Raw genomic sequence first — 20,356 nt, forward strand, 5'->3', positions numbered from 1 at the left:
ATTTTGAGTGTAAATTTGATTAGAAACAAATACGAATTGACGTATTGTTATCTTTGGCAACTGATAGTAAAGGTTAAATCACTTTTGCTTCTGAATGAAGTAAATGAACTAACTCTTTTACTTGATCCGCTAGATCGCCTTCTAATACTTTACCTGCTTCTTTTTTAGGAGGTAAATAAATTTCAATTGTTTCTGTTTTAGCTTCTACATCATCTTCATCCATATCTAAGTCATCTAACTCTACTTCTTCTAAAGGTTTTTTCTTTGCTTTCATAATTCCAGGTAAAGATGGATAGCGTGGCTCGTTTAAACCTTGCTGAGCAGTTACTAATAGAGGCAATGAAGTTTCTAGAATCTCCGTATCCCCTTCTACGTCACGTTTAATCGTCACAGTAGAACCATTAATTTCAAGGTTTGTAATCGTTGTTACATAATTAATCCCTAGTAATTCTGCCACACGTGGTCCAACTTGACCTGAGCCACCGTCAATTGCAACGTTTCCAGCTAAAATTAAATCCGCTTCTTTATCTTTTAAATACTCCGAAATGATTTGAGCAGCAGTAAATTGGTCTACTTCTTCTAAATCATCTTCTGTATTAATAAGAACAGCTTTATCTGCACCCATTGCTAATGCGGTACGAAGTTGTTTTTCTGCATCTTCTCCACCCAATGTAAGAACTGTAACTTCTCCACCCTGTGCATCTCGTACTTGAATTGCTTCTTCAATAGCATACTCATCATATGGATTAATGATAAACTCTGCGCCATCCTCTTGGATTTTACCACCATTTACTACAATTTTTTCTTCTGTATCGAATGTACGTTTTACTAAAACAAAAATATTCATTTAGAATTCCTCCCAATGCCTAATATTATTTTCCTCTAAAAACAGGATTTCTTTTTTCTAAAAATGCAGATATGCCTTCTTTTGCGTCTTCTGAAACAAAAACCGTTCCAAAAGCATTCGCTTCTGCTTTCACACCTTCGTGATAGGATGCTGGTTTCACAAATTGAAGCATCTCAAGTGCTGCTTTAACCGCAACTGGACTTTTCTTCGCAATTTTACTTGCGAGTTCCTGCGCTCTATCAAATAGCTCTTCTTCTGGAAATGCGTGATTAGCAAGACCGTAAGCCGCTGCATCTTTCCCACTTATCGGATCACTAGTCAAAAGCATTTCTGCTGCTTTTGCAAAACCAACGTATCGAGGCAGACGCTGTGTTCCAGCAAAGCCAGGTATTAATCCTAATTGTAATTCTGGAAGACCAAGTTTAGCATTTTCAGCAACAAGTCGAATATGACAGCTCATTGCTAGTTCAAGACCTCCACCAAGTGCAGCCCCATGAATTGCAGCAATAACCGGTTTTGAGAACGCTTCCATTCTTTCGAAAATAGATTGTCCACTTGCAGAAAGCTCGGAAAATTCCGTTCCACTAGTAATTGAAGTAAATTCTTTAATATCCGCTCCTGCAGAAAAGAATCTGCCTTCCCCTTTTAATAAAATAACTCGTACGGATTCATCTTTTTCCACCGCATCAAGTAAATCATTTATTTCTAAAATAACCCCTCTTGCCAATGCATTTGCTGGTGGACGATTGATTGTAACTGTTGCTACTCCATCCTCAATAGTCCATGACAAAAACTCCATCTGTTCACTTCCCCTTTGTTATGCTTTTATTCCTTTTAATAATAGACGATGCACTTTTCCTGTTAGTTCTACTAAGTCATATTTATACTCATTCATCACCCAAGAAGTAGTCGTCTCATCAATTGTACCAAAAACCATCTGTCTTGCTAAGCGAATATCGATGGATTGATCAAATTCTCCATTTTTAATACCTTCTTTTAATATAGCATCTAACCATATTAAGTACGTCTTTAATATCGCATTAATCTTTAGTCGCAACGCTAAATTAGATTGTCGTAGTTCTAGTTGAGTGACAGTTGCAAGATGATGATTACTTGCAAGCACAATAAAATGATTTTCAATCATTTTGAATAGCTTCATAGAAGCGGTAATATCTTCTTTTACAATTCCATTCAAATTATCTGCAAACATCTCCATTTTCTCTTCAAAAACGGAAATTAATATGTCTTCTTTGTTTTTAAAGTATAAGTAAATTGTTCCGTCAGCTACACCAGCTTGCTTTGCTATTTTAGAAACTTGCGATTGATGATAGCCGTTTTCTGCTATCACAATAATTGCTGCATCTATAATTTGCTTATACTTAGGTTTATCTTTCTTCAATAATAAACACCACCAAAAATAAAAATATGAATGATTATTCATTCATATTTTTATATTATATTTAATTTTTTATCATGTCAATCATTAGTTAACTGTTGACTACCTGTTTTAACTTTTCTTTTTCTTCTTCGATTAAAGTTCTTCTTAAAATTTTCCCAACCGCAGTTTTTGGAAGTTCTGTTCTAAATTCATATATTCTTGGAACTTTAAAGGCAGCTAAATTTTCACGGCAAAATTTGTTTAATTCTTCTTCTGTAATATTTGCACCTTCTTTTAATACAATAAAGGCTTTCACCGTTTCACCACGATATGAATCTGGTACACCGGCAACTACACATTCTTGAACTGCTGGATGCTCGTATAGAACTTCTTCTACATCTCTAGGATAGATATTGTATCCACCAGCAATAATCATATCTTTTTTACGGTCAACTACAAAAAAGAAACCGTTTTCATCCATATACCCAAGATCTCCTGTTAACAGCCATCCGTCACGCATGGTCATTTCAGTTTCTTCCGGTCTATTCCAGTAACCTTTCATTACTTGTGGACCTTTCACCACTATTTCCCCAATCTCCCCTGGAGGTAACGGATCGCAAGAATCAATTCCAAATATCGCTGAATCTGTATCCGGCCATGGTATTCCTACTGAACCTTTGACTCTTACGTTACTATAAATTAAATTTGAATGTGAGACTGGGGAAGTTTCCGTTAACCCATAACCTTCTACTAACTTACCACCAGTTACTTTTTCAAACTTTTCTTGCACTTCTAATGGTAATGCAGCTGAACCACTTAGACAAGCCACAATCGAAGATAAATCATATTTTTGAACCTCCGGATGATTCAAGATAGCGATATAAATAGTTGGAGCTCCGGGGAACAAAGTCGGTTTTTGCTTATCAATTGTTTTAAGAGCAGTTTCCACATCAAACTTAGGCAATAAGATCATCCTATTCCCGAGCATTACAGACAAGATTAATACAGTAGTCATACCATATACATGGAAGAATGGTAGAATTCCTAATATACTCTCTTCCCCTTCTTTACATTTGTAAAGCCACGCATTACACATGGATGCATTAGAGATTAGATTTTTATGTGTTAACATGACACCTTTTGGAAATCCTGTCGTACCACCCGTGTATTGAAGAAGTGCAATATCCTCTTCAAAATCAAATGGTAGATTAATAGAATCCGCTTTCGCAACTTTCATAATTTCTGGGAATAAATGATTCATTCCACGATGTTCAACTTTCACACTAAATCCGTATTGCTTCTTTTGTATAAATGGATAAATCATATTTTTAGGAAAAGGTAAGTAATCTTTTATCCCAGTGATAATAACATTTTCTAACTCTGTCTCTTTTATTACTTTAGAGATTTTAGGGAAAAGGATATCTAATGCTAAAATTACTTTCGCACCTGAATCTTTCATTTGATACGAAATTTCTCTTTCCGTATATAATGGATTTGTTTGTACAACAATTGCACCTGCATATAATGCACCGTAATAACCAATCACTCCCTGTGGACAATTTGGCAACATAATTGCTATCCGGTCACCTTTTTGTACTCCCAGAGACTGTAAATAATTTGCAAACTTCAACGATGATTCATACAATTCTTCATAAGTTACATCTTTACCCATAAAATGTATTGCAACTTTCGTTGGAAACTTTTTATACGCTCTAGTTAAATACTCTTGAACTGGTATATGCTCGTAGTTGAGCGTTTTCGGTATCTCTGGTGGATAGTTGGAAAGCCATTGTTTTTCTGTCATTTTAAAACCCCCTCTATATTATAATAGTATGAATATTCCTATTATTTATTATAAAGAAAAATGAATGACAATTCAATTTAATAATAGGAATAGCGCAAACGTCCTTAAAATGCCTCTTGTCATTCCAATTTCCAGAGTGCTTTAGAAGAACATTAGCTACTCTATCAACGAAGAATTTTATGGAGGATCTGGAAGTGTCTACGTCACTTCCAGATCCTCTTTTTTCGGTAATCTTGTGGCAAATGCTTATCCGTCGCCCTCTTAGAATTTGTGAGGACAATATGCTTTTTGTTTGGATAATAAGAGAATAATTCCTTTCCTATTCTTTTAAAAGCGGACGAAGATGCAATTTCGTCCGCTAAGCGCTTATTGATAAATGGATGCTATCTATTTTTTTAGTTTCCACCAACTCCAATCATCTGCCCACTTTTTCATGTATTCTATGAACAGTACAAGTAAAAAACTTATAGGAAATTCTGTTAAAGGTAGTCACCATTAAAAAGCACTTCAAGTCGTTGTGAATACTGCATTTCTAGCAATAGTAACTCTAACTTAGGTGAAGGGATTGGAGTGAAAGGTGGCGACTCCAGCGGGAGGACAACAGGATGTTGGTCACGAAGGCGTTGCCACACGATGTGGCGATCTTAGCCTTTGTTCCTCTGTGAGACAGATGATCCATCACAAATGACGCGAATGCGGCGCCCCCGCGGAACGCGTCCACCTGAAACGGAAATCTGAGGTATTATTTGATTTTTAAAAGTATTATGAACTGGCTTCTAAGGACGATAATCCATATACTTTCTTTCAAAAAAAAGAATGAGCATTTAACTCATTCTTTTAATTACTACTATTTAATTCATTACTAAATATACTATTCCAACTAATACAAAACATATGCCTACAGCAATTAAAACTTTCGATAATTTTTCCATTCTTATCTCTCCTAAGAAATACTAGCACCAATGACAAATGACAATCCTACTGAAATGATGAGAGAAATAAACCCAACTGAACGATTATCTTCTTCAATTTCTTTGTCCACATGAAAACTCGGGGTTAAAAATTCAAATAACCAATACGCAAGAATGAGTAATGTGAATCCAAAAAGACCCCATCCAATCATTTCAAATAATGAATTATGTTGTTCAATAGAGTAACGGAAAATATTACAGACACCAAATATTTTTCCTCCAGTAGCCATTGCAACTGCAACGTTACCTTTTTTGATTTCTTCCCAATTTTTATATTTCGTTACAATTTCAAATAACACCATAGAAACAATTAAACATAAAACAACAACACTAAAATAACCAGCAGAATCCACCAATGGGTTCGACCAAAAACTAGATAGTAGCATGCTAAAAACCCCTTTTAAACTTTCCCTTACTTTACGTTCTACTCTATAAAAGGTTTCAAAATTCCGTCGCTATTTTAATTCAACAACAGTTACCCCATGTCCACCTTCTCCTGCTTCTCCAAATCTGTAATTCTTCACACGAGAATGATTTTTTAAGAATTGTTGAATGGCTTGTCTTAATACGCCAGTTCCTTTGCCATGAATGATGGATACGCGCGGATAGTTTGAAAGAATTGCATCATCTAAATACTTTTCTGTTCGGATAATCGCATCTTCATACCGTTCCCCCCGAAGATCAAGCTCTAGCTTCACATGGGAATCTCTCCCGCGAACTGAATTAACTGAGACCGTTTGTTTTTGTTTTTCCGGTTTTATATATTCTAAATCTGCTTCATCTAGTTTCATTTTCAGCATACCAATTTGAACAGACCATTCGGATTTCGAGAGTTTTTGAAGTAAAGTTCCTTTTTGACCAAAGCTTATCACTTTTACTTCATCTCCAGCTTTTAACTCTTTGGCAAGTTCGTTCAGTTTCTTTTGCTTTTTCAAAACTGGATTATTTGGCAAAGCTTCGTCCAAACGTTTTTTAGCGTCAATTAATTCATGCTCTTTTACCAACAGGTGAGTATTCGCTTGCATTTTACGTAACTCGCTAATAATTCCATCTGCTTCGCGTCTAGCATCGTCTACTATTTTCTTTGCTTTCTCTTTTGCTTTTTGCTCAAACTGGTCTTTTTTCTGGTCTAATTGCGCAAGTTTTTGTTCAAGTTCTTCTTTTACTAGACGTGCTCCTTCTAACTGATATTCCGTTTCTTCTGCATCTTTTTCAGCTTGTCTTCTACTTTCTTCTAACGAGGCAATCATCGAATTGACTTCTCCTCGGTCGGTCCCAGTAAATGATTGGGCTTGTGCAATGATAGATGATGGAAGTCCAAGTCGTTCGGAGATTTCAAATGCATTACTGCGTCCGGGTACTCCAATTAACAACTTATATGTTGGACTCAATGTTTCAATATCAAATTCCACACTTGCATTTGCAACACCTGGGCGATTATACCCGTATGCTTTAAGTTCCGGGTAATGGGTAGTCGCCATTACCCGTGCACCTGTACCATGAACTGCATCCAAGATAGAAATAGCAAGAGCTGCTCCTTCTTGAGGATCTGTACCAGCACCAAGCTCATCGAATAAAATTAAAGATTGATTGTCATATTTTTTAAGTATATCTACAATATTAACCATATGTGAAGAGAATGTACTTAAGCTTTGCTCGATAGATTGTTCGTCTCCAATGTCTGCAAATACGGATTCAAATAAAGACAATTCAGAACCGTCTAAAGCAGGGATTGGAATTCCACTTTGTCCCATTAATGTACAGAGTCCAACCGTTTTAAGTGTAACGGTTTTACCACCTGTATTCGGACCAGTAATGACGATAGATGTAATATCTTTTCCAAATTCAATGGTATTTGCCACAGCAGTGTCAATTGAAATAAGTGGATGTCTTGCTTTGACTAAACGAATATACCCTTCATTATTCATATGAGGCATCGTGCATTTCTCTACTTGTCCATATTTTGCCTTTGCTAAAATAACATCTATTTCACCTAAAATATCTACTAACAAGAAAATTTCATGTCCAACTATTTCAACTTCAGCAGTTAGTTTAATTAGAATACGTTCAATTTCTTCATGTTCTTTTACTTTTAACCCACGAATATCATTATTAAGCTGAACAACTGCTGATGGTTCGATAAATAAGGTTTGTCCAGAAGACGACTGATCATGAATAATCCCACCATAGTGACTTCGATATTCTGACTTCACCGGAATTACATATCGATCATTACGAATCGTAACGATCGAATCAGATAGCATTTTAGATGCATTGGCACCTCTTGTATAACTTTCTAATTTTTCCCGTACTCGACTAACTTGAATACGTAATTGTTGCCGAATCGAACGAAGCGTACTACTAGCACTGTCTAAAACAGTACCATTTTCATCTATACAATTATTTATTTCATGTTCAAGTGCTGTAAGGATCGGCATTGCTTCTTTTTTCTCCAGAAAATGAGGAATTCCCACATCTTCTGCCTCAGCAACGTTCTCAAGAAACTGACGTAAGATCTTACTCGCCCGAATTGTACTAGCTGTTTCCATTAATTCAACTGGACTTAACATTCCGCCGATTTGTGCTCGTTTTGCATGCGGACGGATATCCGTAATGCCACCCATCGGAACATTTCCTCTAAGTCGAAGAATGGTTAATCCTTCATCCATCTCTTCTAAAAGCTTTGTCACTTCTGCGTAATCCACAGAAGGTACAAGTTTATCTATATGACTTTTTCCAACAGAAGAAGTACAGTACTTAGCAACTTCTTCTCGAATTTTATAATATTCTAACGTTTTCAGTGCTCTTTCAGCTATCACGGAGACACCCCCTCATTATTTCTTAATAAATTGCTTGAACTTCTCTAATGTCCACGTATTTACAATACTCTCTTTGTGAAGCCAAGCTTTTTGTGCATAACGTACGCCTATATCCATGTATTTTAGTTGGTCGATATGGTGTGCATCTGTATTTATGGCAATCGGAACAGATGCTTCTTTTGCTAACTTTAAGTAATCCGTTTTTAGATCAAGACGATATGGATTAGCATTTAATTCTAAAATTTTTCCATATTCTTTTGCCCATTCAATCAAAGTTGGTACATCAGGATTGTATCCATCACGCTGTTCAATAATTCTTCCTGTTGGATGAGCAATCATATGCACATGTGGATTTTTTATTGCATTAAATAAACGCTCCATAATTTTTTCCTGAGGCTGACTAAAACTTGAATGAATAGAAGCAATTACGAAATCGAGTTGCTGTAATACTTCATCCTCAAAATCCAGCGAACCATCTGGTAAAATATCCATTTCCGAACCAGCAAATAGTTCGATATCTGTATATTTTGCTTGTAATTCGTAAATTGTTTCAATTTGACGTAATAAGCGCTCTTTAGAGAGACCATTTGCTACTTTTAAATAATCGGAATGATCAGTAATGACCATATGGGAATAACCTTTCGCTCTACATGCTTCTACCATTTCTTCGATGGAATGGGCTCCGTCAGACCAGGTTGTATGCATATGAAAATCGCCTTTTATATCGTCCAATGTTACGAGTGAAGGCAATTGATCTAGTTTTGAAAACTCGGAGCCATCCTCTCGAACAGTTGGAGGAATATAGGGTAAATCGAAGTACGCATAGAACGCTTTCTCCGATTCAAAATGCTGTACGGTCCCATCTTCTAGCTCTACACCATACTCACTAATTTTCTTGCCTAGATCTTTTGCAATCTGTCTCATTTTAATATTATGATCTTTAGACCCTGTAAAATGGTTTAAAGCAGAAGCATATTGATGCAATTCTACTATTCGGAAATCCGCATCTATTTCATTTTCAACTGCTAGTGTTACAGAAACTTTTGTATCTCCAGCTGCAATGATTTTAATTATTGGAAGTACGTTTAACAGTTCTTCTCGTACTTCTTGAGGTGAATTTGTCCCAATAATGAAATCGATGTCTTTACTTGCTTCTTTTACTCTTCTATAAGACCCTGCTACAGAAAACTTTTCTATCGTCGGGATATTTAAAAGCTTTCTTTCAATCATATCTACGATTGGTTCTAATTGCCAAACCGCCGTTCTTTCCGGCTTCGATTGAAGGTTTGCAATTTCTGCTAATATTTTTTCTTCTGTTTTCGCAGCAAATCCTGCTAATGACTGAACTTTCTTTGTTTCACAAGCTTCTTTCAATGCGTCAATTGAGTCAATTTGTAATTCTTTATAAAGCTTGGCAATTTTCTTTCCGCCAAGTCCTGGTATTTTTAACATAGGAAGCAATCCACTAGGTACCGTGTTTTGTAGTTCTAGAAGCAAGTTAGATTGTTCTTTATTCATTAAATCTTCAATGACAGCTCCTGTAGCAGTACCAATTCCTTTTAAAGATAGTATATTATCCATTTCAGCAAGACTACGTGCATCAAGTTCTAAAACCTGTGCAGCCTTTCGAAAGGCCGAAATTTTAAAAGGATTCTCTCCTTGCAATTCCATATATAAAGCAATTTTTTCTAATGTACGAATAATGGTCTTTTTATCCATCGATAGAACTCCTTTCATTCGAAAAAAAACTTCCCTCTACTGAGAGAAGTTATTTTTCCATATAGATATACCACCAACTTTTTACTGCTTCTGATAGTATTGGTGTGTGATTAAGTATCCATGACGTCAAACTAGATTTTGATATTAAATTTTGAATAAGATCGATAGGTAGTAAGGCAAAAACGTATAATAACACAAATAAGATGAAATAAAACTCAATAAATCCTAAAACTGCCCCAATCATATTGCTTATAAAACCAAGTATAGGCAAATACTTTAAAAAATCAAACATCGACGCTAATAAATGAAGTGCAAATTTAACGACCATAAAAATGAGCGCAAATGCAATAATACGATAAAATGTTTGGTCTAAATCTAAACTCTCCACTGCAATAGTAAGTTTAGATCCAGCAGTTACTGCAGGAAATGGAATCCATAAAACAAATTTCTCTGCAAGTGGTTTATAATAAGTATAGGAAACGATGAGTGCGATGATAAAACCAGTCATGTGGATGAGTTGTAAAACTAATCCTCGTTTTGCACCAGTGAAAAAACCGGCGATAAGTAATAGTAAAATCAGAATATCTAACATTTTTTCAGTCCTTTAACTTTTTCAATTCTTCTTCTAGAAGCTCTAATTGTTCTTTTACCTTTATGTAATCGTTTACTGCATTGACTGCAGTCAGTACTGCTAGTTTAGCAACATCTAAATTTCCGTTATGAGAATGTATTTCTCTCATTTTATCATCTACCATGGAGGCAACAAGACGCATATGACCAGAAGTTTCGGAACCTACCATTTTATAATTCTGTCCATATATATCAACAGAAATTCTCGTTTTTTGTTGTTCTGACAAAGACGTTCCCTCCCCCAGAAAATCCTATTAATAATAATAACACGAAATAGATTGTGATGTGAAGAAAGGAACGAACGAATGTCTAACGAAGTTTTAGTAATGCAACCAAATGAAATAGAAAAAGTGAAAACTCATTACGCACAATATAAAGTAGAAAGATCTGCGCCAGGGGTCATTTTTGCTGCAAAACTATCAGATACAGCCATTACTATTTATAAGTCTGGTAAAGTAATGTTTCAAGGAAATGGTGCTTCTCGTGAAGCTTCCTTATGGGGTGGAGTCTCCAATAACTCTATGGAAAAGGTTGTTAGTGGCATGACAAAAGGTGACACATTACCGCCCAACTTCTCCTCTTTTTCTGTCGTCGGGTCTGATGAAACAGGGACCGGAGATTATTTTGGCCCAATAACAGTAGCGGCATGTTTTGTTCGAGCAGATCAAATTGAATTTATACAAGAACTTGGAGTAAAAGATTCAAAAATGCTAACGGATGACGTTATGCGGAAAATGGCTCCAGATTTAATGGCTACATTAACGCATAGTGTGCTCGTTTTAAAAAATGAACAGTATAATGACATCCAAGGACGAGGTTGGTCCCAAGGGAAGATAAAAGCCCTTATGCACAACCAAGCACTCAAACACGTGCTGAATAAATTAATGCCCGAAAAACCAGAATATATTTTAATTGATCAGTTTGCTGAACGAGGTATTTATTATAAACATATTAAAGCGGAAAAAGAAATTATTCGTGAAAATGTACTGTTTTCTACAAAAGCTGAACAGCTGCATGTTTCTGTTGCAGCAGCCTCCATTATTGCAAGATATGCATTCTTAAAAGAAATGGACCGTCTTAGTGAAATTGCAAATACAACTATTCCGAAAGGCGCCAGTGCAAAAGTAGATGAAATCGCTTCAAGAATTTATTTGAAACACGGAGAAACATTTTTAAAATCCATTACGAAATGGCATTTTGCCAATACGCAAAAAGCGATTAGAATTGCGAATAAGAAAAGATTCTAACCAAAAATTTCGAATAAAAATGTTTTCATTTTATTGAACTTATCCCAATTTTATAAGAAAAATGCACGCTGCCTTTAAGTGCACCTTGTCTTTTCTATTTCACTAGTTCTTTGGACTAAACCTCATCTACACTTTTACCGTAGTAATTTGCTCGTGAAGTGACTGCATCACTTCACGAGCAATTTTTTTAGGTAATCTTGTGGCTGGTGTTTGTCCGTCGCCCTCTTGAAATAGATAGAGACAAGGTACATAAATTTTGGATAATGAGAGATCAGTTGCTTTCATACTCCTTTAAAAACGGACGAAGATGAAATTTCGATCGCTCACCGCTTTTTTATCAATAGATGCTATCTATTTTTTGGGTCCGCCAACTCTAATCCTACTCATACTGAATCATATAAACTTTGCCCGATAAAAGGAAAAAAAACGAAAAAAATGAATACCTCTAATCAAACCACCATCATAAAATCATTTTTACTTTACATTCAAATAATATGGTATTAATTTACATAAAATAATTCTCAATATTCTTATTTTTCTATTAAAAAAACACAAAATTTATAGTATAATTAAGTGAATTCTAATGTAAACGCTCTCAAACAAGCGTAAGAATAATTGAGGAGGTATACGATGGAACTCATACTTACACAGAGACAAGAGCAAAGTTTAGTCATGACTTTTCAATTAAAACAGGCTATTGAATTATTGCAATATTCCACTTTCGATCTTTATCAATACATAAAAGAGCAAGAATTAGAAAATCCATTAATCGAATTGGAGGAACAACCTCCAGATTTTTTGTATACCGAAAGATCAAATGGAAAGACTATTTTAACTGGCTCCTCTCAACAACTTATAGACTACACACAAAGTAATAACATTGGAATGAGACATATCTTAGTTGAACAAGCAATGTTGGTATTCAGAGATAAAGATGATCAGCAACTTTTAAAATATCTTATACACAATCTTGATGATAGTGGTTTTTTACATTTAACTAGTGATGAACTATTTGATAAAGCAACAATAGAGAGAGGAATTCATCTTCTTCAACAGTTGGGACCTATAGGTTTAGGTGCAAGATGTATGAAGGAATGTTTGCTTTTACAAATAACATACAGCTACCCAGAAGAAAAATTAGCAAAAAGACTGATTGAAAACCACTTAGACTTATTAGCGAATAGAAAGTGGAACGAATTATCTCGTATTATGAATATCCCGTTAACAAATATAAAAGAAACGTATGATTTCATTCAAAAACTAAATCCCACTCCTTGCTTTGGTATTTCAGATTTTTCCGTAGAATATTTAGTTCCAGATATTGTAGTAGAATATAAGGATGGAATTCTGATTTACTACTTAAATGAAAGTTATTTACCCGAAATTCATTTTAACAATCAGTACTCTGATTTAATGAATGTTAAGGATGAAACATCCAAATATATTAATAATCAATTCGCAAGCTATAAATGGTTGCTTAATAGTATAGAACAGCGCCGTTTAACCATCTTAAAAATAGTCGAGGTTTTAATAAAAAAACAAGAAAGTTTTTTTAAAGAAGGATTTAGTTCACTGAAGCCATTAACTTTAAAAGAAGTTGCTAGTGAGATAGAGATGCATGAGTCAACAGTTAGCAGAGCGACTATGAATAAAGTCATTCAAACACCAAAAGGTTCTTTTGACCTTCGTAAGTTATTTACTTCTAAGTTAGAAACAAGCGATGGAAATTTAATTTCTCAGACTGAGGTTAAATTACTTTTAGAAAATATTATAAAGAAAGAAAATAAATGCAAGCCTTTTTCAGATCAACAAATTGCAAATCACTTTAATGATGAAAAAGGGATTACAATCGCAAGGCGTACTATTAGTAAATATCGTGAAGAATTAAATATTCCTCCTGCAACCAGACGTAAAGAGATAAGCGTGTAGAAAGAGTCATTTGTTCACCATTGTAGAGATTTTTGGATGCTACTGTGGCCGCTCAGCCCTTCTCCAAAGTGGTTTTATGTAAAAAAAGAGTTAATCAACAAACGTGATAAAAGGAGTAAAAATAGAACAGTGAGCGTTTTTGAAAAAAAATTCAACACTTTTTCGCTGACTAGAATATGCAATAACAACTAAGAATGTAAACGGGAAAGACTAGTTTAAAAGGGTTACGGATCTCACCCGTAACCCTTTTTCGTTGGCATTAGCTCATTTAATTTCAATCTATTTTTAATATTCAGAAATTTATATGTACTAAATTATAAAGTCCTGATTAATATACTTGCAATAATAACTGAGCCTATCGTTACAGTTGTAAACCCACCAACGAGCATTGGAGTTAAAATTTCATTGAATATTTTTTCTTCCTCCTCTTTATCTCTCCCTACACTGCGGCTGACTTCTTCACAGACAATGTAATCACCAGGGAAACCAAACGTAGCAGTAAGTGCAACTGGAATACCTTTAAGTGGATCCCACTTAAATATCTTCGATCCAAAATAACCACCACCAATAATCCCAATAATACCTACTAAAATTATTGTGAAAACTTCTGGCAAGTATCCAAGAAATTGACCAAATGTAATGTCATTCATCATAATAATTATTAGGAATATTATTCCTGCCATACCTATTGTAAATGCATTCGCACGTTCCATTACCCGCTCCGGATAAAATCCAACTACTCTTCCCAACACACCGATAATTAGAGACCATAAGCTATATGGAATAACAGTATATTTCCCGAGAACAATTGCAATCGCTCCCCCGACAAATAATAAGAATAAAAGAATTAAATTACTACGATATTTTTCTGGAAGAAAAAACTTATCTTTCACAGGTTCACCTTTTTTTGTTTCTTTTATTTCCGAAGTATATGTTCCGTTGTCCATTTCCGAACGGATTTTAAGTGCATAACGTCGAAGAATATTAGTTGCTATTGGTATACCAAATAGTGATTGTACCGCCATAATTAATACCGGAACTGTTACTAAAGAAACTAGACCTAGCTCCTTTAGTCCCTCTGACGTAACAAGAAGAGCTATTATACCTCCTGTAAGAGGACCTACTCCAGCAACGGCAACAGGATAGTCAAATATTAATGTGACAAGTGTTAATATTAGAACTGAAGCAAAAATAATACCTAATACAGCAATAGCTACAGCTTTCCACTGAAGCTTTATACTTTTCAAAGGAATTAACGTTCCCATATGAACAATAACAGGAGCAGTACCCAACACAGTTCCAACAGTAACAAAGCCAGAATTCAGAATCATACTCTTTGGCAATACCCCAACCCAAATTAACACGAGATATCCCATTAATGCAATAAATAGCATTGGTATTCTTGCTTTAGTTATTATCGATATTACTTCTCCAAGTGCAATCAACCCTAATATTACCATTGCTGCAACTACAGGTTCTTGAAACATTGCATCTCTTCCTTTTCTAATAGTTTTATAGTGCATTTATTTCCATTTAGAGTATTGCTTGTTGTACATTTTAGTTTAATAGTTTAAAAGGTGCTTCAATTAAAAGCTTGAGACCGATTTCCAATGATCTTTCATCAATATCAAATCGAGGATGATGATGCGGAAAGTTTAGTTCTTCCTTATCTATTGCTGCGCCTATTCCAATGAAACAGCCAGGAACTTTTTGGGAAAAGGCTGAAAAGTCTTCACCACCCATAAAAGGCGGGGTTTCCATAATCGTATTTGAATCAAATTTCTCTTCAATTAGCTTTTCTATCTCTTCTGTAACCTCGTGATTGTTAAAGACGGAAGCGTAACCAAATTCATATTCATACTCATATGTTGCTTGATGAGCTGCTGTTATACCCTTTACTACTTCTTCTATTCGTTTTGAAATATTAACACGTACTTCTTTATTAAAACTTCTTACACCGCCACCAATTTTTATCGAATCAGGAATTATATTTTTAGCAGTTCCACCGTTAAACTCTGTAATAGAAACAACAGCTTGGTCTAATGGATCAATATTTCTTGCGATGATATGTTGAATGTTATTAACAACTTGCGCACCTATTGCAATTGGATCAATTGTTTCTTGTGGTTGTGAGGAATGGCCACCTTTACCCACAATTTTTATATCAAATATATCTGAGTTTGCAGTGAATGGCCCATAAGGAATCACAATTTTTCCGGTAGGAATCATTGTAAAGAGGTGAAGTCCTATAATCTTATCCACTCCGTCCAACACACCTGCTTTCACCATCTCTTGCGCTCCCCCAGGAAATAATTCTTCTGCATGTTGGAATATGAATCTCACTTCTCCTTTTATTTTATCTTTCCTTTGAACAAGAATCTTTGCCGCACCAAGTAACATTGCTGTATGCCCATCATGACCACATGCATGCATGATACCTGGATTTTCTGAAGCAAATGGTAAATCTGTTGCTTCTGTAATTGGCAAGGCATCCATATCTCCTCGCATTGCAAGTACCTTACCTGGCGCGCTTCCTATTAAACGACCCATAACACTTGTTTTTGTCGGTCGCGTTACTTCAATACTTCCAAAAGATTTTAACGTATCATAAACAAATTGAGATGTATTTATCTCTTCGTACGATAATTCAGGATGCTGATGGAAATATCTTCTCCATTTAACTACATCATTTTTTACTTTTTCAAAATCTAATACCTCAATTTCATCCAAATTAATACCCCCTAAATAATATGTTTATGGAAAAACCAATCCTAACTGATGTTTGTATGTTTAACAGTTAGAATTGGTTTCTTTCTTAATGTTATTTCAAATCGTCCGCTCGTAAGATATATTGTGCCAACTCTTCCATTTGATCAGAAATAGCACGATCTCCATCTAATGGAGGGCAAATGCCTCGAACAATTTCTAAATATTTTCTGGTAGCTGGAGCCAATTGACTTTCAGCTTTCTCTAAGTAAATAGCTTGTGAAGCACAGATTAGTTCAATCGCAATGACACGAGCACTGTTATGGATAATTTCACGAGCTTGACGCGAGCCAATCGTACCCATACTTACATGATCTTCTTGGTTAGCAGAAGTCGGAATAGAGTCTACGCTTGCTGGATGTGCCAGTACCTTATTCTCCGAAACAAGTGCAGCTGCTGCATATTGGACAACCATCAATCCACATTCTAAACCTGGATCCATCGCTAAAAATGGCGATAAGCCACTTAACTGTGGATTCACAAGTCGCTCTGTTCTTCTCTCTGAAATATTCGCCCATTCTGCTGCTCCTACTTTCAAGAAATCCATTGCAAGTGCAATTGGTTGTCCATGGAAATGACCCCCAGAAATAATTTCTCCATTTTCTAAGATTACTGGATTATCTGTCGCAGAATTAATTTCAATTTTCAATCTATCCTCTACATAATTAAACGCTTGCCATGATGCCCCGTGTACTTGTGGAATACAACGAATCGAATATGCATCTTGCATGCGAACTTCCCCTTGATGGGTAATGCGTTTACTTCCTTCTAACCAATTTCTCATTCGAGATGCAACGAATTCTAACTCTGGATGTGGGCGAACTGCTAATAATTCAGGATCGAATGCAGAAATAATTCCTTGTAACGCTTCCATTGTTAAACATGCCGCCATATCAGCAGCTAAACCAAGACGCTCTGCCTCATTAATAGCGACAACCCCAACGCCAGTCATTGCTTGTGTTCCATTTATTAATGCAAGGCCTTCTTTCGCTTCTAATGTAACTGGCTTTAAACCTGCTCGTTTCAAAGCTTCCCCACCCGAAAGAACTTCTCCTTCGAATTCAGCTTTTCCTTCCCCTATTAAAACGATCGCAACATGCGCTAGTGGAGCTAAATCTCCACTAGCTCCCACAGACCCTTTACACGGAACAATTGGATGTACACCCTTATTAATCATTTCGACTAACAATAAAAGAGTATCTTCTTTAATCCCTGAAAATCCTTTTGCTAGCGCATTTGCACGAAGCGTCATCATCGCCCGAACTATTGGAGTTGGCAATGGATCACCTACACCAACTGCGTCTGCTCGAAGTAAATTAAGTTGTAATTTGGCGATGTCTTCTTTTTCTATTTCGATGTCACTTAACTTACCAAATCCCGTATTAACTCCGTAAATAACTTTTCCGTCTCTCAGTTGTTTTTCAATTCGTTCGCGACTCGCACGAACTCTTATTAAATCTGCTTCTGGAATTACTACTTTTGCTGATCCATAAACAACGCTTTCGATTTTATGTCTATCTAATGTTAGACCATCTAATTCTACTAATTTATCATTTGTCATATATGCCCACTCCTGTATGTTGTATGTTTTCATTAAACAGATAACTGACTCAATTTCATAAATCAGCATGATTTCCGCTATCGGCGGGGTGAGCGGTTAGCCATCACCGCCGCTTCGCGTCGTTTGTGATGTCTCATCTGTCTCACTCATCCCGCTGGAGTCGCCGCCTGTCGATCCAATCAAAAAAATAATCATTGTTCGTTATTTTATAATTAATTGCTATTTATGAAATTAACTCAACTATAGAAAATTACTCTTTTTTATGATTGTAGTACCACTGTTCAATTAACCCTGCCGTAAGTCTACCGGTATTTATTAAGTTTTCTACACTCAAACATTCTCTAAAAGAATGAATGTTTTGGAATCCATTACCTAGCGTAATACATGTTAATCCATTCTCATTTAATACATTCGTATCAGCGCCGCCAAGTGTTTCCGTTAAATACGGATTGACTTTTATATTATGGGCAGCTGTTTCAACTGTTTTTGTTAAAATATGATCTTCTGGAATATCGAAACCACTATATTTTTTCTCAATTATAACTTGCAATTTTCCTCCGTTTTTCTCTGCTGCTTCTTGCATAACATCCTCCATATGCTGCAATTGCTTTTCTAATTTTTCTTTTGAAAAACTACGAACTTCCCCTGCAACCCTAACAGTACCAGGTATAATTGATGTAAGCTCTCCACCTTCTATAATGCCAATGTTGGCAAGTGTCTCATCATCAATTGTTCCAAGATTCATGTTTAATAATCCTTTTGAAGCAATAAGGACAGCGCTATTTCCTTCCTCAGCATTTAGAGCAATATGAGCTGCATTTCCTTCCACTGTTAACCAAATTCTACTACTATAAGGTCCCTTTAAAATAATTTGACCAACATCTCCACTGCTATCGAATATATAACCATCCTTACTCTTCACTTTGCTATAATCCATATGAATCGCTCCAACAAGTCCTGGTTGTTCATTCACGGTTAATACAAATTCGATAGGACCATGCGGAATTCCACTTTCAATCACTGCTCTAATCGCTTCAAGGTATGACGCTAATGCTGCACGGTCATCTGCACCTAAGATTGTCGTACCGTCTGAATAAATAATACCATCTTTTATTATTGGTTTCAGGCCTTTTGTCGGAAGTACTGTATCCATATGTGTAGAGAAAAACAGTGGAGGAATGGAGGAATCCGTTCCTTCTCTCCATGCAATCAAATTCCCTACTTCTCCATTAAATTTTTTATGTGCTTCATCAAATTCAAGTGTGAATCCAAGTTCTGTTAATGCATTTATTAAATAATCTGCTACTAGTTGTTCCTTTGAACTTGGACCATTAATTTTTGCGAGCTCTAGAAATAATTCTAATAAACGTTCTTCATTTACTTGTTCAGCAGCGGTGGCGAATTGTTTTTGTGTCATTGTAAATCCTCCAATTATTTAGATATATTTTATCTACAAACTACAACTTTTCCATCTTTAATAACTGTCTCTACAATATTTGTGCCAAGTTCATAGGCAATGTGTTTATAAGTTGGAATGTCCCAGATCTGTAAGTCTGCAAGTTTACCAACTTGTATAACTCCTCGATCATATAAATTTAGCGCTTGTGCTCCGCCATATGTAGCCGCTTTTATTGCTTCTTCTACTGTGAATTTATATAATTTGCAAGCAAGGTTAATGACAAATTGCATGGATTCTGTATAACATGCAGGGCAAAGATCAGTTGCAAGAGCTATCTTCATCCCCATGTCAAGCATTTTTCTCGCTTCAAAAGGGCTTTTATGACCAACTGCAAAATCCAACGCTGGCATTAATACACCTGTTACTTCCGATTTCGCAAGTTTTTCCATAACATCTACAGGTGTGTAGTTTAGATGATCTACAGAAACCATGTTCATCTCTACCGCTAAGTCCGAACCACCGATGTATGAATAGGCATCCGCATGTAATTTGGGCTTCATACCATACTGCAAAGCAGCTTCTAAAATTTGTTTGGATTCTTCCGCAGTATAATATCCATCATCGCACCAAGCGTCACAAAACTCTGCAAGTTTCCGCTCACCAACCTGAGGAATCATTTCATTGATAATAACATCCAGGTATTCGCTTTTCGACATACCTTTTGGAAATCCATGCGCACCTAAAAATGTATTAAGTACATCTACAGGAGTCTCTTTATCCAATCTTCTGCCCACTTCTAGAATTTTTATTTCACTTTCTGTCGTTAAACCATAACCACTTTTACTTTCAATAGTTGTTATTCCATAGTCAAGCATGGACAATATTCTTTTCTTAGATTGCTGAAATAATTCTTCTTCTGATGCATCTCGTGTCAATTCAATTGTCCGGTTAGGACCTGTTGTAATTCCAAGCTCTTTTAATTTTCCAGGATCATTTCCGGTTAGTTTCGCTGCGTATTCTTCAACACGTGTACCATTAAAAACAAGATGAGTATGACAATCCACAAACCCCGGTGCAACAACTTTTCCAGTAGCATCCATTATCTTTGAATGTTCTATATCAAAATTACTACTAATTTCCTCCTCTGAACCAACTCCAACGATTTTGTCACCTTTAACTGCAATCCAAATATTCTTTAGAACGTTTATCCCTGCCATGCCTTCCCCAGTACAGGTAATTACTTCAGCGGCGTTACTAATGACTAAATTAACTTTTGTTTTCATTCC

At 35.8% G+C, this 20,356-nt stretch carries 17 protein-coding genes; 2 read left to right on the forward strand and 15 right to left on the reverse strand.

Annotation, left to right across the window (positions count from 1 at the left end; all coding sequences use genetic code 11):
- Positions 1-73: 73 nt before the first annotated feature.
- The 9 genes from PB01_RS12610 to zapA form a co-directional block, all read right to left on the reverse strand.
- Positions 74-847 (reverse strand): electron transfer flavoprotein subunit beta/FixA family protein, encoded by a 774-nt coding sequence (locus PB01_RS12610; protein WP_151700529.1) that lies wholly within the window; start codon positions 845-847, stop codon positions 74-76.
- Positions 848-872: 25 nt separating this feature from the next.
- Positions 873-1,646, reverse strand: coding sequence for an enoyl-CoA hydratase (locus PB01_RS12615; RefSeq protein WP_151700530.1), 774 nt, complete (start codon positions 1,644-1,646; stop codon positions 873-875).
- An 18-nt stretch (positions 1,647-1,664) separates the two neighbouring features.
- Complete coding sequence (locus PB01_RS12620) at positions 1,665-2,246, reverse strand: fatty acid metabolism transcriptional regulator FadR (RefSeq protein WP_151700531.1); 582 nt, start codon at positions 2,244-2,246, stop codon at positions 1,665-1,667.
- An 88-nt stretch (positions 2,247-2,334) separates the two neighbouring features.
- On the reverse strand, positions 2,335-4,029 hold the full coding sequence (locus tag PB01_RS12625; RefSeq protein WP_151700532.1) for a long-chain-fatty-acid--CoA ligase: 1,695 nt from the start codon (positions 4,027-4,029) through the stop codon (positions 2,335-2,337).
- A gap of 943 nt (positions 4,030-4,972) precedes the next feature.
- Entirely contained in the window at positions 4,973-5,386 is a 414-nt protein-coding gene (locus PB01_RS12630) for a DUF350 domain-containing protein (RefSeq protein ID WP_151700533.1), read from the reverse strand.
- Between the two features lie 69 nt (positions 5,387-5,455).
- Positions 5,456-7,819 carry an endonuclease MutS2 gene (locus PB01_RS12635; RefSeq protein ID WP_151700534.1) on the reverse strand — a complete coding sequence of 788 codons (2,364 nt, stop codon included), beginning with the start codon at positions 7,817-7,819 and terminating at the stop codon, positions 5,456-5,458.
- Positions 7,820-7,834: 15 nt separating this feature from the next.
- Positions 7,835-9,538 carry a DNA polymerase/3'-5' exonuclease PolX gene (gene polX, locus PB01_RS12640; protein WP_151700535.1) on the reverse strand — a complete coding sequence of 568 codons (1,704 nt, stop codon included), beginning with the start codon at positions 9,536-9,538 and terminating at the stop codon, positions 7,835-7,837.
- Between the two features lie 49 nt (positions 9,539-9,587).
- The gene (locus tag PB01_RS12645) at positions 9,588-10,130 is read right to left on the reverse strand and encodes a CvpA family protein (protein WP_151700536.1); all 543 of its coding nucleotides are present in this window, start codon (positions 10,128-10,130) and stop codon (positions 9,588-9,590) included.
- A gap of 4 nt (positions 10,131-10,134) precedes the next feature.
- Positions 10,135-10,395 (reverse strand): cell division protein ZapA, encoded by a 261-nt coding sequence (gene zapA, locus PB01_RS12650; RefSeq protein ID WP_151700537.1) that lies wholly within the window; start codon positions 10,393-10,395, stop codon positions 10,135-10,137.
- A gap of 78 nt (positions 10,396-10,473) precedes the next feature.
- Between zapA and rnhC the strand changes: the two genes are divergently transcribed.
- The gene (gene rnhC / locus PB01_RS12655; RefSeq protein WP_151700538.1) at positions 10,474-11,415 is read left to right on the forward strand and encodes a ribonuclease HIII; all 942 of its coding nucleotides are present in this window, start codon (positions 10,474-10,476) and stop codon (positions 11,413-11,415) included.
- A gap of 126 nt (positions 11,416-11,541) precedes the next feature.
- On the opposite strand, the gene PB01_RS21055 is transcribed toward rnhC, so the two are convergent.
- Positions 11,542-11,700, reverse strand: a complete 159-nt coding sequence (locus PB01_RS21055; protein ID WP_192797354.1) for a hypothetical protein — start codon at positions 11,698-11,700, stop codon at positions 11,542-11,544.
- A gap of 345 nt (positions 11,701-12,045) precedes the next feature.
- Between PB01_RS21055 and rpoN the strand changes: the two genes are divergently transcribed.
- Positions 12,046-13,344 carry an RNA polymerase factor sigma-54 gene (rpoN, locus tag PB01_RS12660; RefSeq protein ID WP_151700539.1) on the forward strand — a complete coding sequence of 433 codons (1,299 nt, stop codon included), beginning with the start codon at positions 12,046-12,048 and terminating at the stop codon, positions 13,342-13,344.
- 314 nt (positions 13,345-13,658) lie between these two features.
- Here rpoN and PB01_RS12665 read toward each other — a convergent pair whose 3' ends face one another.
- From PB01_RS12665 to hutI, 5 genes are all read right to left on the reverse strand, one after another.
- Positions 13,659-14,831, reverse strand: a complete 1,173-nt coding sequence (locus PB01_RS12665; protein WP_151700540.1) for a hypothetical protein — start codon at positions 14,829-14,831, stop codon at positions 13,659-13,661.
- Positions 14,832-14,901: 70 nt separating this feature from the next.
- Entirely contained in the window at positions 14,902-16,080 is a 1,179-nt protein-coding gene (locus PB01_RS12670) for an amidohydrolase (protein WP_151700541.1), read from the reverse strand.
- A gap of 85 nt (positions 16,081-16,165) precedes the next feature.
- On the reverse strand, positions 16,166-17,671 hold the full coding sequence (hutH, locus tag PB01_RS12675) for a histidine ammonia-lyase (RefSeq protein ID WP_151700542.1): 1,506 nt from the start codon (positions 17,669-17,671) through the stop codon (positions 16,166-16,168).
- A gap of 250 nt (positions 17,672-17,921) precedes the next feature.
- The gene (locus PB01_RS12680) at positions 17,922-19,088 is read right to left on the reverse strand and encodes a M20/M25/M40 family metallo-hydrolase (protein WP_151700543.1); all 1,167 of its coding nucleotides are present in this window, start codon (positions 19,086-19,088) and stop codon (positions 17,922-17,924) included.
- Between the two features lie 29 nt (positions 19,089-19,117).
- Complete coding sequence (hutI, locus tag PB01_RS12685) at positions 19,118-20,353, reverse strand: imidazolonepropionase (protein ID WP_225986028.1); 1,236 nt, start codon at positions 20,351-20,353, stop codon at positions 19,118-19,120.
- Positions 20,354-20,356 lie beyond the last annotated feature (3 nt).

Source organism: Psychrobacillus glaciei, from assembly GCF_008973485.1.
In the GTDB taxonomy this organism is placed as follows: Bacteria; Bacillota; Bacilli; order Bacillales_A; family Planococcaceae; genus Psychrobacillus; species Psychrobacillus glaciei.